This window comes from Priestia sp. FSL H7-0729, from assembly GCF_038005685.1.
Taxonomy (GTDB): Bacteria; Bacillota; Bacilli; order Paenibacillales; family Paenibacillaceae; genus Paenibacillus.
The window spans coordinates 1,236,629-1,255,192 of the sequence record NZ_JBBOTQ010000001.1 but is presented as its reverse complement, the minus strand read 5'-3'; the positions used below and the strand labels follow the sequence as shown (position 1 = coordinate 1,255,192).

Here is an 18,564-nt window from a genome sequence, read left to right as displayed (position 1 = left end):
TTTAAGGAGGTACACATCATGAGGAAACAATCATTATGGGTGACCATTCCGGTAACGACAGCTGTTTTACTTGCTCTGGCGGGTTGTGGTGGACCGGATTCGAATGCTTCATCGTCAGAGAATAGTTCTTCACCCACGACAACAGTGGGTGAGCAGAGCGGCAGCGGTGGCGCTGATTTCTCTAATGAAAATGAAACAGCAGGAACCCAAGAGGGCACGAACACAACGGATAGTGAAAGCGCATCAGGATCGCAGGCGGGCAGCAAGCCTACTGCTGCAGGTCAATCAGATGTGAATGATGTGATTAAGCAAGTTCGCAACCAGTTGAAGTTGCAGGGGGCAGCATTACCCACTTCATTCACATTGGACAAAGGTACATCTTTGGGTGCGGCAATACCATCCAATACTGCTGATGCATTTAAAGTGAATTTCTACGCTACGACGAAGTCTGTTGCTGTTAATGATCAATCTTTAACATCATCCGACAGTAAGATCCCTGTGCTGGCTTCCTATGAAGTGAAGACGTATGAAAACCCTGATCAGGATCATATTTTCCCGGAGACGGACCTGAAAGATATTCCAGCAGATATGGCTGTGGATCTGGGACATGGTATCAAAGGTATGAGTGAAGGTGCCGCAGGCAGTCAATATCTGACTTGGCAAGAAGGCAGATGGACGCTACAGATTCGTTCAGTTTCCGAAGATGATATGAATAATCCGGGCATAGCGAAGAAAATGGTGGAGTATCTGGAGTCACATACATTGCCCATACCCAAAGATAAAGGATATATTCAGGTTGAATATCCAAGTGGCGGAAAGTCTGTCCATGTAACGATCTCATGGCAGGAAGGTCATAGAATTCATCAGCTCAAGACTGATCAAGTACCACTGGAAGCTCTTGGCATGGCTGTATCTGTGAAATCTTGAGTGATCCACGGATATTCTGCAATGTAGAAAAGATGCGTGTTGGATTGTTGCAGTAATATATAAAAAGCTTGGTCCAGGATGTTAGGCTGGGCCAAGCTTTTTATATATGTAGCATGTTATGGCACTTGGGCAGCCGGTCTACATGCTTATTTTTGTTTCAATGGGTTAAAGCGGTACTTTCATTTAAACCACCCTTTTTCTTTAGAGCGAGTGATGGCCTCAATGCGGTTACTGGCATTTAACTTGTTGAGAATAATGGAGATATAGTTACGTACCGTGCCTGTCGTGATGAACAGATGCCCGGCGATTTCCTTCGTGTTCTTCCCATCAGCCATGAGTCCAAGTACGGCATTCTCCCGTTCTGTCAGGGGATTTTCTTCTACATAAGCTTCATCTACCAAGTCGGGAGCGAAGATACGTCTGCCATTCATGACTTGGCGAATCGCCTCGGCAAGTTCTTCAATCGGACTGTCTTTGAGCAGGTAACCACGGACACCGCCCTTGAGGGCACGTTCGAAATATCCGGTCCGGGCAAAAGTGGTCAGGATAATGACCTTGCAGTTCATTCCTTTGAGTTCTTCTGCAGCTTCAAGGCCGCTTTTCACAGGCATTTCGATATCCATCAGACAGATGTCGGGCGCAAGTTCCTGTACAAGGTCGAGGGCTTCCTGACCGTTACTGGCACGTCCGACAACTTCCATATCTTCCTCCAGATTAAGAAGAGAAGACAAGGCACCGAGCATCATGCGCTGATCTTCTGCGATTACAATTCTAATCATGATTCTGCCTCCTTTATCGGTTTGCGAACGAGTTTGGGAACATGAATAATGATCTCTGTACCCTGGCTGTCTGTATCAGATCGAATATCCAGACACCCGTTTACAAATTCAAGTCGTTCTTTCATACCCAAAATTCCTGTTCCTCGCCGTTCCTGTTTGTGTGATCTTTCTATTCCGACGCCGTTGTCTTGTACCATGAGTATATTGTTGGAAGGTGATTCCTCAATAACGATGGTACATGCTGTTGCCTGACTATGTTTGACCACATTGGTGACAGCTTCTTTCAAGCACATGCCAAGCACATTTTCATTCAATTGTGACGTGTCCTGCAACTTCGGATTACCTTCCAAGATAAATTCAATGGATGCAGCCTTCAGAATCTGCTCTGCCCGGAACAGTTCATCGACCAATTGCGTACCACGCATGGTTGTTACCATTTCACGGACTTCCTTCAGAGCTGTGCTTGCCGTTTGTCTGAGGTCGTTCAATTCGATCTCAGCCTGATCGGGATTACTGCGGAGCAGCCGTCTCGCCAAATCGGTTTTCAGACCGATCAGAGAGAGTTTTTGTCCAAGTGTATCATGCAGATCACGAGCAATACGCTGGCGTTCTTCCATTTTTACGAGATCATCGAGTCGCTTGTTTGCATTCTCCAATTGGCCTTCCAACTGTTCAGTCTTGTTTTTGTTATACGTACTGATTGGAAGCAGGATGGAGGCCATTAAGCTGATGAATACAAACGGGAACTGACTCACCAATAATGAACTTTGATTGAGAAAACCATAATTAATGGTTAGGAAGCTGGCTCCCAAGTTCACCGAGTATAGGGTGAAGAAACCGGCTTTATTTTTAATATTTCCAATAAAAAAAGCAAGAAACAATGAGAAATAGGCATAATCATAGGCAATAGTCATCGTAATGGATATGGCAATAAGTAGTCCAATCCACATGTACACCTGCCAGCCCTTGGTGATGAAGGCGAGCAGATAACAGACGAAGAAAACGAGAATGATAATAATGCCGGTCACCATCGTCCATAATTTGGAATATTGTGAAATGTAATAGAAGGGCAGGATGAAAAAGACCAGCCATACATAAGGATTTAACCCTGTATTTTTATAAAAAATCTGCATCCACTTTTGAATGTAATTCTCCTCCTTGCACTTGTACTCAACTTTAGCATGACTGTAGCATGACTATGGCTTGAATACAAGAAAACGAATCCGACAGAGTTAAGGCTTCTCTGTCAGACCCGCTGGATTGGTTACTCGGATAGGCGGTTGAACATACGGCTTGCGGGATAAGCTTTTGAGCTGTTTGAAACTAATAAATTGTTTGGATTCTTCATCCCATAAGCGGAAGCGCAGGGCAACCAGGCTGGAACGTAGTGTAATAGTCGTTGCTTTTTGCAAGGGTGGTGTTGCGTTATGTGCTTCTTCCAAGAAATAGTTAGGTACACGCGGGCTCAAGTGATGCACATGGTGAAACCCGATATTACCACTGATCCATTGCAATAATTTTGGCAATTTGTAATAAGAACTGCCTTCAACAGCTGCTTTTACATAACTCCATTCATCTTCATGTTCAAAGTACGTTTCTTCGAACTGATGCTGAACGTAGAACAACCAAATGCCGAAGAAACCGGAGAAGAAGAATACAGGTGCTTGCACCATAACAAAAGCCTGCCAGCCAATTAACCAGCACATGAATGCATAGAGTCCAACGATCAAGGCTGTAGTCAAGTGGGTATTAATGCGCTCTTTACGTCGTGCGCCTTTGCGGTTAAAGCGATAAGCGAGAATGAACACATAGATTGGTCCAATGCAGAACAATACAAACGGATTACGATAAATCCGGTAGAAAAGACGACCCCAAGGGGAAGCTTCTTTGTATTCGTCAACCGTCATGACCCAGATATCACCTACACCACGTTTGTCAAGATTACTGCTGGTTGCGTGATGGATGGAATGCTCGGCTTTCCATTGTTGATAGGGTGTCAGTGTTAATACGCCTGTAATGGTACCGAGAATATCATTGGCACGTTTGCTCTTGAAGAATGAACCATGACAGCAGTCATGGAAAATAATAAATGTCCGTAGTACAAATCCGGATGCCACCAAGGCAATCGGGAAGGTCAGCCAGTAGGATACCGATAAGCTAAAGTAAGCCGCAGCCCATAGCAGGAAGAGCGGAAGCAATGTATTGATTAACTGACGGATACTTAATCTGAGATCATTTTTTTCGTAAGGGGTGACTTCTTTTTTTAGCGCCATTTCTTTATTTCTACTCATTGACGTGTGTCCTCCTTCAATCGTTATAACTATCATTAGCTACAACTTCACATTTCCCGGTAAGACTTTCCTTTAGGAAGCGTTTTTATCATTGTAAAACAAACAGAACATGACAGTAAGTCATAAACGTCAGCCCTCTGTAATGATGAATATCAATGATGGACCATGACATTTGTCATGGGTGTATGATGCTGAACGGCTGGGAAGAAGACAAAAGTGAACATAATACAAATTCCTTTGCACAAATCACGCAACAATTTGTATTATGTATACAAATTTTATTGTGAGCATGGTAAAATCTATCTTTGAGTGATTATGACAACTTATGAGACAGGTCGATTAGGTTGATTTCTGATGGATTGGATGGAATGCATAATGAAGAAACGAATTACGGATATTCTATTTATTATGGCAGGTGCATTTCTGTTTGCACTGGCGGTGAACCTGTTCGTCATCCCGAACGATTTGGCTGAAGGCGGGGTAACGGGTATAACGATTATTTTGTATTACCTGTTTGAATGGTCACCTGGACTGATGAACCTGATCCTGAACGGTATATTGTTAATCGTGGGATATCGGTTTCTTGATAAAACGACTACGGTGTATACGATTATTGCGGTTGTATTCAACTCATTGTTCCTGCATCTGACAGAGAGCTGGACCATTGACTCGCATGAGTTGTGGATTAATACGATATTTGGTGGATTGTTTGCCGGTCTGGGAATCGGATTAATTGTTAGAGTGGGGGGAACAACAGCCGGAACCGTTATCCTGGCAAGGCTTGCCAATAAATATCTGGATTGGAACATCAGTTATGGATTATTATTCTTTGATTTGATTGTGGCATTCTCATCTTTCTTCATTATAGGGCCGCAAGGTCTGATGTGTACGATTGTCTTGCTGTTCGTGGGTACCAAAACGATGGAGTTCATTATTGAAGGACTCAATCCGAAAAAGGCGGTTATGATCATCTCTTCCAAACAGGATGAGATCGCAAAGCAAGTAATTGAGAAGATGGACCGCGGTGTAACCGTGTTGTCCGGACATGGGTATTACACGAAAAATAAAAAAGAAATCCTGTACATTGTCATTAGTAAGCAGGAAGTCTCCATGCTGAAGAAAATTGTACGAGCGGAAGACGAGATTGCCTTTATCACCATTCATGATGTACGTGATGTGTTCGGTGAAGGATTTATTGAACTTTCCAAAACTTAAGTAATAGGTATATATGAAAGAAGGGAGTTGCGGTGAAATATCACCGCAACTTTTTTGATAGGTTAATTGAACAGGGTATTAATCTAGTTTAGAAAGAAAGAGCCCTTCTCAATAGAGAAGGGCAAAAGAATATTAATAATGTCTTCTTTTTTTGACTCCACAGTATTCAACAGTGACATAACAGTGTTTTTTACATTTTGTAGGGACATATTTAATTTTGGTAACACAAGTTTTCGTGATTTTTTTGTAAAAACACTTTGGTTTTGGGTGACATCCTTTATGCTTTCTGTACATATTGAACCCTCCCTGTTTGTGATAAGGTATTGTATGAACAGGGTTATGTAACGGTAATGTATAAACGTCTATTATTGTATAATAATTCCTTTATTAGGCTTTAGTGTTACTAGCGAAGGTGTGGTTCTTTCTAGTAAAAGAGGACAATGACAAAAAGCTGTACACCTATCAATCACGATGATATATTGAATTTAATTCATTTGTTAATAAACCTAACTAACTATTAAAGGAGGCAATTACTTGGCTGGTACACCCCAATATATCCGTAATCTGAATGAAAACCTTATTATGGATGCCCTGATAACTCAGGGAACCATGTCTAGAGCGGATATCAGCCGTCAGACCGGACTTAGTAAACCAACAGTGTCGTTGGCTGTAGAGCATCTGATTGACCGTAATCTGGTGAAGGAAATGGGGAGAGCTGACAATGCTCAGGGTCGCAAAGCAACCCTCATCCGTTTCAATGAAACGGCTTTTTATGTCTGTGGTATAGATATCGGTGCAACACGTATTCGGATCGCATTATCCGATCTGAATGGAGAAATCATTGCCTATCGCACACATCCCATGGTTGTCCAAGAAGGTCATGAGCGAACAGAAGCGACAATGCTGTTGCTTCTTCGAAGCCATATGAACGAATTGCTTGATGAGAATCATCTGAACTGGGACCAGATTCAGTGTATTGGATTCGGCATACCAGGTGTAGTGCTCCCTTATTCAGGCCGAATTAATCGTATTGTCGACCCGTTAGCGGGTTTGGAACAAGCCTTTTCCCTGGAATCGTTGTCTGGCGCCTTTCCCTGCGAAGTCATCCTGGAGAATGATGTGAATCTTGCGGCACTTGGGGAGTATCGGAGTGGTGCCGCAGCAGGTTATCCTTTGTTTGTTTTTTTCTCCATCGGCACAGGGACGGGAGCTGGCATCATGGTACATGGTCAACTACTGCGAGGTCTTGGTGGCTTAACTGGAGAGATTGCAGAGATGCTGTTGGAGGATGGTGAACGTCTGGAGGATGTGCTGTCAGCCGATGGTCTGATGCAGTTGGCGAAGGATTATCTTGATCAGCATGATGAACTATTGGATGATGATGCTGATGCGGGAGCGGTTGTGGGTGTCAATGTAGATGTATCTGCAGATGATACTCACAGACACATGACTCCCGAGAAGTTATTTGAAGCTGCACGCAGTGGAGAAGTAGAGGCGTTAGAGATTCTGAAACAGTACAGCCAGATGATTGCTTCAGCTCTCCGACAGATTAGCATTGTGCTTGCTCCGGAACTCATTGTGCTTGGCGGAGGCGTAGGAGGGAACGGCGATGTGTTATTGCCTTTACTGAGGCAGATTATCTCTGAGCAATTCCCTGTGCAACCACAGTTAATCTGTTCGAAGCTTGGTGAGCAGGCTGTTGTCACTGGCGCGGTACAGGTGGCTATACAACAGACAATGCTGAATCTTCAGCAGGAAGCTGTGGAATAAGAGATTGGATATACAATATGTGAGGAGGGAAACGGGATGACAGAGTCCGTGAAAAACGTAAATAAAGATGTTCAGTTCAATCAGGATACGACGGTTGGGGGTAAGCCATCCGGCTGGATTGCAGGTATTGATATTGGAGGCACCAAAACATTGATGCTCTTGTCAGCACAACAGACTGGAAGTGAAGTTCATGAACGTATCTTGCCTACGCTTGCCAGTGATCAGCCGGATGAGTTTTTCCGATGGTTATTCACTGAATTGGAAACATTCTGCCGCGAAGTTGGATGCAGTCTGGATCAACTTTCAGGTGCAGGCTTGGGATTCCCTGGCGTGATTCTGCAGGAGGAAGGCGTACTGCGAAATGCTCCAGCTTTTCAGTGGCCTGAGGTTGATATTCGTCCTGTGATTGCGAAGTATTACAGCGGGAATATCATATTGGATAATGATGTGAATCTGGCCGCCATGGGAGAATATGATCAAGGGGCAGCGCAGGGACATCAACACTCTGTAATGGTCACGGTTGGAACAGGCATTGGAGCTGCTCTTATCCTGAATGGACAGCTCTACAGCGGCCAGAATGGAGCAGCAGGTGAGATTGGGCATTTCATAGCTGGCGACGAAGGGCTTCATACCGGTTACGTTGCAGATGCAGATTCCTTTGGGGTATTTGAGCAAGCGACTTCAGGTACGGGGATCACCGAACAGGCGAGACGTTATTTTGCAGATGGAAAAGGAAGTTCCTTATCCCTTATCATGAGTCTGGCAGGAGGGGAAGCGGGACAGATCGAAGCCAGACATGTCTTCAAAGCGGCCGAATCAGGCGATGTTGCTGCACTTGAGATTCTGGAACTGCCTATGCGTTACATGGCTAGAGGTCTCGCGAATATTACGGCATTACTTAATCCTTCCATAATTGTAATCGGTGGAGGTGTGGCAGCATCCAACCCATCCTATTATCTAAATGAAGTGCGTACACGCCTCAAACGTTACACCGTTCTGCCTGTTCGTTTAACTGTAGCTGAACTTGGTAATCGGGCAGGAGCAATAGGGGCATTGGCTGCAATCAGGTCGAGTCTAGCGCGGACATAACAATAGAGAATAGGTGAAGCTACTATAGAATTAAAGGATGGAGATCCGGATGAGAAGTAGACATATGAAGGCTTACACAGAGAAAACAAAAGCCGATTCCAATGATGCAAGACGTGTTTTACTCAAATTACAGGGCTTGTATCTGTTTATGGGGCTTGCCGGGGGGATGTTTAACCCGTACATTAATCCCATATTGGTTGCGCAAGGTTTTTCCAGTAAAGAAACCGGATTTATCATGGCGTTTGGCACACTCGTATCTATTATTCTTCAACCTATATGGGGAATTCTGGTAGATAAGTTTAAAAAGACACGGTTCGTACTGATAATAAGCCTGCTTGTTCCTGCATCGTTAGCGTACTTCTACAATATTCAAGTGTACATTATATTAATATTGATTTATACTTTATGCACTATATTCCAAGTGACTCAAATACCTGTGGCTGACTCCTATGCGGTTACCGCAGCGAGAGCAGCCAACACCTCATATGGCATGATCCGACTCTTCGGGAGCATAGGAACCGGAGTTGGTGGATTTGCAGCAGGGATGTATCTCTCTCAGTTTTCCATTCACATGTTATGGCTGCCATTTCTGATGTTTAACGTTCTGAGCGCCATACTGGCAAGCACACTCCCCCGGCAGACGAGCATATCCTCGTCCTCGGTAACCTTCTCCGTAGGTTTGGCAAGATTGCTCCGAAACCGGACATTCCTTCTATTTCTAACAGGTTGTTTCCTGGTTAACCAAACGCTCACTGCGTTTAACTCCTTTTTTGTAATTTCATTTCAGATGGCTGGCGGTTCTGTGAAGATGACAGGTACAGCGCTATTGCTCGCATCAATCACCAATGTTCCATCCATGTTGGCAGCGGCATTCGTACTCCGAAAATGGGGACATGAACGCACGATGTTGCTTGCAGCCGGTGCGTATATGTTACGTTGGGGAATACAATGGCTATGGCCAACGCCAGAGGTGATGATTGGCGTTCAGGTACTGCATGGGTTGTCCTTCGGATTCTTCTATATTGCAGCAGTGGAATATGTGGCTTCGGTTACGGGACGGGAAATGCAGGCCACGGGACAAAGTTTATTTAACATGGTGTTTGCCGGCCTGGGCGGAATTGTTGGTAATATGCTTAATGGATATTTGCTCGATTCCGGCGGTCCATCCCTGATGTATCTGGCTTGTACGATTAGTGCAGCATTAGGATCGGTGATTCTGTATATCGTCAGCAGGCAGGCCAAAGATGAAAGAAGATCATACTCATTAGAATAGCGATGGAAGGAGTTGGAGCCTATGAGAGTAAATCTGAAGCGGAATTGGCACACCAAGTTGCTGTATTCCTATTTTCCTATTTTTCTGCTTACGATTTCCATTCTGATCTTTCTCTCCTTCCTGATTGTCAACGAACTCTCACGTAACGAAACGCAAAAAGCCGACATGATCTCCACCCGTTATATCGTGGATACACTGGAACGCTCGCTAAGCGACATTGAACTCCGGTTACTTGAAGACATTGGTGCGAACAAAACATACAGTCGTTTCTTGGAGGCTGGACAGGGACAATTGTCGAGTCAGTTCATCTATGATGCGGCAAGCGGGCTGGGACGTATGCTGGATCAGCAGGATATGATTCAATCCATTTATCTCTACCGCATGTCGGATTCTCAGATTCTTACGCCCAGAGGCATGATGCGTTTGGAAGAATTCGAAGATCGTGCCTATATTGAGCAAGCCTTGAAAGATCGGGAGAACCTCAGTTGGAACCTGCCGCGTGAATATAAGGAACGTTCTTTCGATATACCTTCACGGGTGATTAGCATGAATAAGTGGCTTCCTTTACCGTGGGGCGGGGAAGGTCTGCTCGTCATTACAATCCGCATGTATGCAGTCGAACGGCAGATTGATCATATGACGAATGAAAAGTTATCTGTTCTTCAGGTTCGGGACAAAAGCAATAATCTGATCTATAGCGCGCATCAAATGGACCCTTCAGCAGGTGAAATCCTTAACCGTGTGTCTGCGGACAAGCTTGGCCTGGTCTTCGAGAGTGGCATTCAATCCGGACAACTGTATTCTTGGGTATCTCTTGTCTCTTATGTGTGGATCGGCATTGGATTGTTAACAATTGCTGGCGCGGTGGCGGGACTGATCTACATTACGCGCAGAAATACGCGGCCCATCCAACTCATCATGAATCGTATTCAGGCGTTACAGCCACGTGCCGAGGAGAATGAAGCAGCTCCGTCCGTCAAGGACGAACTGGCTCTCATCGACCGTGCACTCGAACATCTGATTGCTCAAACGGTTAATTATGAGAAGCAGCATCATGAAAACCTGCTAATTCATCGCAGACAGTTACTTGTTGATCTGATGGAAGGAGAGCGAATGGATTCGTTCCGTCAGCGACTTCGCCATCTGCAACCGCTAGAGGAACGATTCATGGAACCGAAGAGCGTTGCTGTCCTCATAGCGGAGATGAATGGTGACGATCTCTCAACTAATCAGAATATACTGAAGATAGCGCTCATGAATGTGGTGGAAGAACTTGTGCAGAACGAGACCCAATTTGGCGGTTGGGCTGAATGGTTTGGGAACCGAAGGCTTATTGTGGTCATTGCGTCAGATGAGGAGGAAGGACTGGACCGTGAATTGCTTATGGATCTGGCTAAACAGATGCATATGTGGATTGCGGAAAATTTCCGCCTTCGGTTTACCTTCGGGATTGGACGAACCGTATCGGGTTGGGAGGAGATTACTCAATCGTATACCAGTGCAGATGCCGGTTTGCAGCATAGACTTACCCTTGGTAAAGATGCGATCGTTCTGAGTGAGCAACTGCCGGATCGTATTGAGCTGCAATCTTACAAGTACTTGCAGATGCTGGCCGACTTTGTCCGCGAATTCAGACTAACAGGTGATGGATGGCGGAAGCAGCTGGACCAGATGTTTGTAGCATTCGGCGAAGATCAGATCACAGATCAAGATATTCGTATGCTGCTGCAGGCATTAATCCAGATGTTGTCACGTGAATTCGGAGAGCTGTCTGAGCGGTTACAGAGCCAATTCGCCGAGGAAATCCTGACTCGTCTTCGCAGTGATATCCAGCAGGCGGAGACACTGGAGGGCATTCAGGAGATTTTACAGGAATGGCTGAAAGAGGTCTATCGAAATTATGTGTCTGTGAATGAAACGAAAAGTCACCGCGCAATGATCAATGAGCTACGGATCTATATTGAAGAACATTTTGATGATCCGGATCTGTCACTGAAACATCTGAGTGATCGGTTCCAAATTTCGGGCAAATATGCGAGTTATTTGTTTAAGGAAGAGTTCGAGATGAAGTTTGTTGATTTCCTAGTGAAGCTGAGGGTCGAAAAGGCCTGCCGTTTGTTGTCTGCATCCGATATGGCTGTTCAGGATATTGCGCTGCAAGTAGGTTATGGTAACGCGATCTCTTTCGGGCGAGTATTTAAACGGATTATGGGCGTGACACCGGGGGATTATCGCAAACAGAGTGGGAAACAAGGGAATTGAATACCGAGGTTCTAACGGTAGAACATGCAATTTATAATATAATTCAATATATGCTTAGCGTGATTACATGAAATCTTCTGTATGAGGACCTAAGGTTCGTACCTTAGGGCCCTCATATAGAAGATTTTTTTATTTTGGAGCATACGGACACGAGCAACGAACATGTTATCGATCAATTTGCGGGAAATGCCATTGATACGTTGTTTGGTCAAGTGAAGTTTAATCTTCCGCCGAGGAATTAGTGAGTTCAATCGTTCTACAAGTGTTGCTAAACAAGGAGATCACATTAGATGTGGTCTTTTTTTCTATTTTGTGAAGAGAGATTCAATGGAAAAAGGATTATTGCAAGCTGGGTGATGCCAGATTGGGTATGAGAATCCAAACTTAATACAACATTATGTGTTAATATAGTTAACATATAAGGCGTGAAAATTGTATATTGTCAGGAAATATGTTTATATATCGCGGGAATTGATGCAAAAAACGTGAATTTTACATTTTGAAAATAGTTTATTGTCTAATGTTGAGATCGTATGTGATGATTAGTGACATTCACAGGTGCAACGAAATGGAATGGACAAATTGGAGTGGCAATCATGTGAATCCATATCAGAGTGTGTGCGAAAGGGGAAAGGTCAAATGAGATTATTTCAAAGACGTAAGGCAGGCAAGGCAAGTTCAATCCTCGCAGTGGTAACAGCATTCACTCTATTATTATCCGCATGTTCATCAGGAAGCGAATCTGTATCTTCATCTGGAGAGTCAGGTTCGGGGGGAAAAACGACTTTGAAAGTAGAAATCTTCGACCGGGGAAATACTCCGGCGGGCTACACCATTTCGGACAGTTATCTGACTCGCTTCATTCAAGAGAAGTTTGGTGATCCAAACAACATCGATGTTCAATTTGTTCCAGTACCACGCTCGGAGGAAGTACAGAAGCTTAATGTTCTGATGGCGAGTGGATCTGAAGTACCTGATATCGTATTTACCTACGACTCGGGAACATTCAACCGGTATGCAGAGCAAGGAGGTCTGACTGAACTTACGGATCTGATCAATCAAACCGGCCCTAACCTGAAGAAGTTCCTGGGAGATGAAACGCTGGCTTACGGTCAATATGATGGTCAACAGTTTGCAGTTCCGGGTAAACGTCTTGTACTTGGCAAATACGCATCCTATGTTCGTCAGGACTGGCTGGACGCACTTGGATTGCCTTCACCTGAGACAGCTGAGGAGCTGCATACAACACTAAAGGCCTTTAAGGAAAAAGATCCGGGTAAGGTTGGCACAGGACTTATTCCTATGGGGATGTCCATTGCTTCGGCTCAATATGAACCACTAATCTGGTCATTCATTGAACCGCTGACGGAAGAACAAAAATATACATTAACACAACAACTGGGTTCCAATGACTATCCAACGTTGTTACCTGGTTTCAAGGACGCTCTGAAATATATGAACACACTTTATAATGAAGGATTAATGAGCAAGGATTTTGGGCTCGACAAAGATAAGAAAAAGCTGTGGGAAGATGTATCTAACGGCAAAGTTGGATTCTACACCGAGGATGCAGGGGAGATTTATATCTCCGGTACGTACAAAAACCTGCAAACTAATCAACCTGGTGCAGTGATCACACCGATTGATGCATTCAAAAACTCCGAAGGCAAATTCGCCAAACCGGCATATGCGCCCAATGCGATGTATGTCATGATTCCGAAATCGAGCAAAAATGCTGAAGCAGCGATGAAGTACCTGGATTGGATGGCTTCAGACAACAACTTGTTCGACCTGCAATTCGGTGTTGAAAACGAGAACTATGAACTTGTGGATGGGGTACCACTGATCAAAGATGATGCTTCTCCTGAAATTGCAGGCCGTATCTATAATTCCGGTGACATTGCCATTATCGTGAACGGTAAATACGTTGGGGATGACAAGAAAAATGAAGAGGCCTATGTCGTTCAAGTAGAGTCGAAGTATCGGGATGATATGCGCAAGTCGGTAGCGATCTCTAATACGGACACCATTCAACCGGTACGCTTCTCCAAACCGATTGATGCAGAAGCGCGTTACGGTAACGGCCTGAAAGACAAGTTCATGGAGTTTTTCGTGAAAACAACTATTTCCAAACCCGCTGATTTTGAAGCCACGTATGACAGCATGATGAAGGACTACATGGCGAGTGGTGGCCAAGCAATCCTGGATGAACGTACAGAAGCTTACAAAGCGATGAAATAAGTAGAGTAGATATCACATCTAATGTGTATGACAACAAAGAACAGGGATTTCATTAGGGCGATGGCAACATCGCCTTGATGAAGAATCCTGAATGACATGGGGGGAAGGTTTATGAAAACAAGCATCTATTTCCGCAGAAACTGGCAACTATATGCGTTGCTCCTACTGCCCATGATCTACTTCATTATTTTCAAGTATGGGCCGATGTATGGCGTGCAGATTGCGTTCAAGGACTTTAACTTCTTTCAAGGGATCGCCGGTAGTGAATGGATTGGCTTGGATGCGTTCAGAGAAGTGTTTCAAAATCAGGGATTCTACACGGCATTACGCAACACGTTAGTGCTCAACATGCTGGATCTACTGGTCTCCTTCCCAGCACCACTTATACTGGCCATCTTATTGTTTGAGCTGAAAAAGGCTTGGTTCAAAAAGCTGGCACAGACTTTACTGTACATTCCTCACTTTATTTCGTGGGTGATTATTGGAGGGATCGTGCTTCAGGTATTCGGTACTCAGTCCGGTTTCATCAACAATATCTTGATGAGCCTGGGATTTGATCCATTGCCATTCCTTTCAGACAAAAACTATTGGCTATTCACGTATCTTGCGGTAGGCGTGTGGCAGAGCGCAGGCTGGGGTACGATTCTGTATCTGGCATCCCTGACAGGCATTAACCGGGAACTGTACGAAGCAGCAGAAGTGGATGGAGCAAGTCGTCTGCGCAGAATCTGGCACATTTCCTTGCCTGGTATCAAAACGACGATTGTTACCTTATTGATCATCAATGTCGGCAACATGATCTCCATCGGCTTCGACCGACCGTTTATTATCGGAAATGTGGCTGTACGTGAATACTCGGATGTGCTCAGCACGTTTGTCTATCGTGTCGGTTTACAATCTGGTCAGGTCACGCTCGCAACAGCTGTAGGTTTGTTCCAGGCCTTAGTTGGACTTGTCTTCATACTCGGAGCAAACTATACGTCCAAGAAATTAACCGATGAGAGCATTATGTAGTGGATTTGATTCACATATGATCTGTAAGGAGTGAGTGGGATGTCTGAAAACACGGCGAATCGAATATTCAACACGGTGAACGTCATTCTTATTATTATTACGATGGTGCTGTGTCTTGCACCATTCATTCATATTATTGCGATCTCGCTCAGTTCGAACCGGGCGATCGGTTCAGGAGAAGTTTCCTTTTTCCCCAAAGAGTTGTCCTTTGAGGCGTATAGCAAAGTGTTTGCAGATGGATCGATGATTCGTTCCCTCATCTATACCATTTGGCTGACGGTACTGAGTACGGTACTAAGCATGGCAATGACCATTGCAGCGGCATACCCACTGGCGAAGAGTAATCTGAAAGGACGCAAGTGGTTCATGCTTGTCATTGTGGTGACGATGTTCTTCAGTGGGGGGATTATTCCCGAGTACATTCTGATCAAAAATCTGCATCTGCTCGACAGCACATGGGGACTTATTCTGCCTGGATTGATCAGTCCGTTCTATATGATCATTCTCATTACTTTCTTCCGAGGAATTCCTGAGAGTCTGGAAGAAGCGGCGGGCATTGATGGAAGCAGCCACTTCGGCACACTGATGCGCATTATTTTGCCACTATCCCTTCCGGTTATGGCAACACTGAGCCTATTCTACGCAGTGGGACGCTGGAATGGTTTCCAGGATGCACTCATGTATATTACGAAGCCTGAGCTATACCCTTTGCAATTGAAATTGTATCAGATGATTCAGCAAAACCAGATTACAGAACTGATGCAGAATGAAGGTATTGGTGCCGTTCAAGTCCTGCCTGAAAGTCTGAAAGCAGCCAGCGTTATATTCTCCACGTTACCGATCCTGCTTGTGTATCCGTGGTTGCAGCGGTACTTTATCAGTGGCGTAATGGTAGGTGCTGTAAAAGGTTAACAGTCTCGGGAGGTTGCATGAAATGACACAACGAATGGTAGAGAAGATGTCAAAAGAACAGCAGTATCTAGTGAATCAGTCCATGTTGATGATGGATAGCTTCTATGACAAGGAAATGGATCTGCTTCGCAGTTTCGAAGAGGATGATTCATCGCAGCACAGCACACGAGCCAGTGCACATTATGCGCTGGGATTGTTGATTCGAAATGAGCCTGGTGATGTGGAACGCGCGATACGAGTGTTCCACAAGGTGCTCGATGTTCAATATGACGCTCCAGATGAGATCTATCACGGAACCTTCGCGACGCGACCCAATGATGTGCATCCACCAGCGGGTCACTATGCTTGGAAATCTTTTGCGCCAGGCACGGCCTATTTCCTGGAACGCACCTTTGAGAAGGTGTCTGCGCAGTTTATCCATAAACTACAGGAAGATGGCTCTTTGCTCACAGAGACGGCAGATCCCAAACAACTGAAACGCCTGTTTCATTCGGCAGTGAATCAGGTCCTGCCACCGGTCTGGATCAGTTATGATCCCAACTGGCGCGAGTTTATCGCTTGTGTCTGTGTGGTTGTAACTGCTGAATTCGCTGAACTTATGCCAGATACACTCATGAAACGGATGGATCATGCCATGGAATTGGCTGTTCAAGGGTCCATAGAACGAAGGTTATCCGACGTAATCCCCATGAACACCAATATTGAGTTAATGCATATTTTCATCACCCACTACTACGGTCATCACTTGAACCGAACAGAATGGATTCAGCATTCGGATGAACAGGCAGAGGGATTCATGAAGGAGTTTGAACAGTACGATGGTACGTTCGCTGAATTCAATACAACAACGTATTACGGGGTGGATCTTTCCGTGCTTGGCATGTATCGAAAGTATGGACTCACCCAACGTTTAGTTGAAATTGGACACCGGATTGAACACGGGCTTTGGCATAACATCGCGTTATATTACAATGCCAACCTGGAGAATCTCTCCGGTCCATTCTCTCGGGCGTATGACATGGAGATGCGAGAGCATAGTTCGATCGGTGTATTTATCTATCTTTTGCTCGGTGAAGGCTATGAATATCTGGCAGGAATCAACTGTGAGTCAGGTCATGATCCACTGATTGCGCTCCTTGGGGTGGATGTACCCGCGGAAGCCGTACCGTATTTCAAGGCTCATCAAGCGGATCGGCTTGTGCAGAAACAGTTCATGGAACTGTGTGAGCGCAACGATCCAACGTCCAATCGGAATCTGTGTACTGCCAAAGCATGGATTGGTGAGGACCGGATGATCGGGGCCATGTCGGGAAGTGTGAATACCAACGGCCAGATGCATCCCGCTACAATTCACTGGCAGACGGAGACGGGGGAGCGTTATTATCTCCGCTTGATCCGCCGTGAGGTAGGCGAGGGGTGGAACAGTCATCTGTGTGGAGTGACGTTTGATGCGGATCTCACGCCAGATTCGTTAACCATTAGTGTCGTATTGGATACAGAGGAAGAAATCGATGTTTATTTTGAAATCAGAGGGCCTTCCCTTCGTCAGGAGGATATTACGCCAGCGTTATGGCGGTTCCCGGGACTTACGTGTACCGTGAAGGCTGAGGCGCCTGAATCATCCGTATTAATGTACTCGAATCATGCGGAGATCATCTATCGTTATGTGCCTGGAAGGACTGCGAACCAGATGAGATTTGAATTGACCTTACATGAAGATAACGGATAGAGGAATGAATAGATAAAGATAAATAGAATATGAATAGGCGATAAAATGAGAGACAGGAGGAACATCATGTATACGGACAAACAGGAATATTCGTTCTCAACATGTTGGAATATTAAACGTCATACGACCGGACAAGGCATGATCGAGGAGATCAAGTCTCTAGGATTTAGACAGGTTGAACTGAACTACAACGTCACGGAAGAGATGCTGAAGACGATAGAGCCGATGATTGAACGAGGAGAGATCGGTGTATCCAGTGTGCATAATACATTTCCTCATGTGGCTGATCCGGATTATGGGACGGATTCCGTCCTGCTCGGATTCGATGATGAGCCGCGCCGCAAACAAGCGATTGAACTGTTACTTCGCTCAGCCGAGTACGCACATCGTTATGGCGCCAAGGCTGTTGTTGTACATCCGGGTGAGGTTCCGTTCGAATACAATATAGATGAAGCGTTGAAAAAGATATACCACGATCAGGGGCCGGACTCCCCGGCGTATCAATCTTTATGGCAAGAGATGCTGGAGAAGCGGGAAGATGGCAGCGCACATTACCTGAGCCGGATTCAGGAGAGTCTGGAAGAGGTATGTGATTTGTCGGAGCAGCGGGGATATGGAGTGAATTTTGGTATTGAGACCCGTTCACGCTGTTATCAGATGCCGACTTTGCACGAAGCGGGAACGATTATTGGACGAATGAAAGGCGCGCCGCTTGGTCTCTGGTACGATATTGGTCACGGCATGATGATGGATCGAATGGGGCTGTACGATAATGTTCGTGAGGCTAACGCATTGATTGATCACGTGGTTGGCGTGCATATTCATGAAACCGTAGGGTTGGCAGATCATTGGTGTCCATACATTCATAGTAAAGACATGACCTTTTTTGATTCATTTTTGGATATTATTGATCGTTCACCGGTGAAAGTATATGAGCTGAAAGCGGCGTGTACGCCGGAAGAGATCGATGAGAGTCATGAATTGATTACGTCTCGCATTGCTGAACGTCATGCAGCGAGTCAGCGCGGATAGGGAGTACACGCATCAAGCATAAATGCACCT

Annotated in this window: 14 protein-coding genes; 11 read left to right on the top strand and 3 right to left on the bottom strand. The window is 45.1% G+C overall.

Annotation, left to right across the window (positions count from 1 at the left end):
- Positions 1-18 precede the first annotated feature (18 nt).
- The gene (locus MHH93_RS05210) at positions 19-927 is read left to right on the top strand and encodes a hypothetical protein (protein WP_500053102.1); all 909 of its coding nucleotides are present in this window, start codon (positions 19-21) and stop codon (positions 925-927) included.
- 179 nt (positions 928-1,106) lie between these two features.
- On the opposite strand, the gene MHH93_RS05205 is transcribed toward MHH93_RS05210, so the two are convergent.
- The 3 genes from MHH93_RS05205 to desA form a co-directional block, all read right to left on the bottom strand.
- Positions 1,107-1,706, bottom strand: a complete 600-nt coding sequence (locus MHH93_RS05205) for a response regulator (protein WP_500053101.1) — start codon at positions 1,704-1,706, stop codon at positions 1,107-1,109.
- Complete coding sequence (locus MHH93_RS05200) at positions 1,703-2,851, bottom strand: sensor histidine kinase (RefSeq protein ID WP_500053334.1); 1,149 nt, start codon at positions 2,849-2,851, stop codon at positions 1,703-1,705. Before MHH93_RS05200 ends, MHH93_RS05205 begins: the two co-directional genes overlap by 4 nt.
- Before the next feature lie 87 nt (positions 2,852-2,938).
- Positions 2,939-3,997 carry a Delta(5) desaturase DesA gene (desA, locus tag MHH93_RS05195; protein ID WP_500053100.1) on the bottom strand — a complete coding sequence of 353 codons (1,059 nt, stop codon included), beginning with the start codon at positions 3,995-3,997 and terminating at the stop codon, positions 2,939-2,941.
- Positions 3,998-4,372: 375 nt separating this feature from the next.
- Here desA and MHH93_RS05190 point away from each other — a divergent pair, with 375 nt between their 5' ends.
- The 10 genes from MHH93_RS05190 to MHH93_RS05145 all read left to right on the top strand — a co-directional run bounded on the left by MHH93_RS05190 (position 4,373) and on the right by MHH93_RS05145 (position 18,534).
- Complete coding sequence (locus tag MHH93_RS05190) at positions 4,373-5,212, top strand: YitT family protein (protein ID WP_339242091.1); 840 nt, start codon at positions 4,373-4,375, stop codon at positions 5,210-5,212.
- Positions 5,213-5,746: 534 nt separating this feature from the next.
- A complete protein-coding gene (locus MHH93_RS05185) occupies positions 5,747-6,982 on the top strand; it encodes an ROK family transcriptional regulator (RefSeq protein ID WP_500053099.1) in 1,236 nt (411 codons plus the stop codon).
- Positions 6,983-7,018: 36 nt separating this feature from the next.
- Positions 7,019-8,071, top strand: coding sequence for an ROK family protein (locus MHH93_RS05180; protein ID WP_500053098.1), 1,053 nt, complete (start codon positions 7,019-7,021; stop codon positions 8,069-8,071).
- 49 nt (positions 8,072-8,120) lie between these two features.
- Positions 8,121-9,344 carry an MFS transporter gene (locus tag MHH93_RS05175; protein ID WP_339302746.1) on the top strand — a complete coding sequence of 408 codons (1,224 nt, stop codon included), beginning with the start codon at positions 8,121-8,123 and terminating at the stop codon, positions 9,342-9,344.
- Positions 9,345-9,365: 21 nt separating this feature from the next.
- Complete coding sequence (locus MHH93_RS05170; RefSeq protein WP_500053097.1) at positions 9,366-11,606, top strand: helix-turn-helix domain-containing protein; 2,241 nt, start codon at positions 9,366-9,368, stop codon at positions 11,604-11,606.
- Between the two features lie 639 nt (positions 11,607-12,245).
- Complete coding sequence (locus MHH93_RS05165; RefSeq protein ID WP_500053096.1) at positions 12,246-13,847, top strand: extracellular solute-binding protein; 1,602 nt, start codon at positions 12,246-12,248, stop codon at positions 13,845-13,847.
- A gap of 111 nt (positions 13,848-13,958) precedes the next feature.
- Positions 13,959-14,861 (top strand): ABC transporter permease, encoded by a 903-nt coding sequence (locus MHH93_RS05160; RefSeq protein WP_500053095.1) that lies wholly within the window; start codon positions 13,959-13,961, stop codon positions 14,859-14,861.
- A 39-nt stretch (positions 14,862-14,900) separates the two neighbouring features.
- Positions 14,901-15,773, top strand: coding sequence for a carbohydrate ABC transporter permease (locus MHH93_RS05155; protein ID WP_339242100.1), 873 nt, complete (start codon positions 14,901-14,903; stop codon positions 15,771-15,773).
- Positions 15,774-15,795: 22 nt separating this feature from the next.
- Positions 15,796-17,502: a DUF8769 domain-containing protein gene (locus MHH93_RS05150; protein WP_500053094.1), complete on the top strand. Its 1,707-nt coding sequence runs from the start codon at positions 15,796-15,798 to the stop codon at positions 17,500-17,502.
- A gap of 66 nt (positions 17,503-17,568) precedes the next feature.
- Complete coding sequence (locus MHH93_RS05145; protein ID WP_500053093.1) at positions 17,569-18,534, top strand: sugar phosphate isomerase/epimerase family protein; 966 nt, start codon at positions 17,569-17,571, stop codon at positions 18,532-18,534.
- Positions 18,535-18,564: the final 30 nt, after the last annotated feature.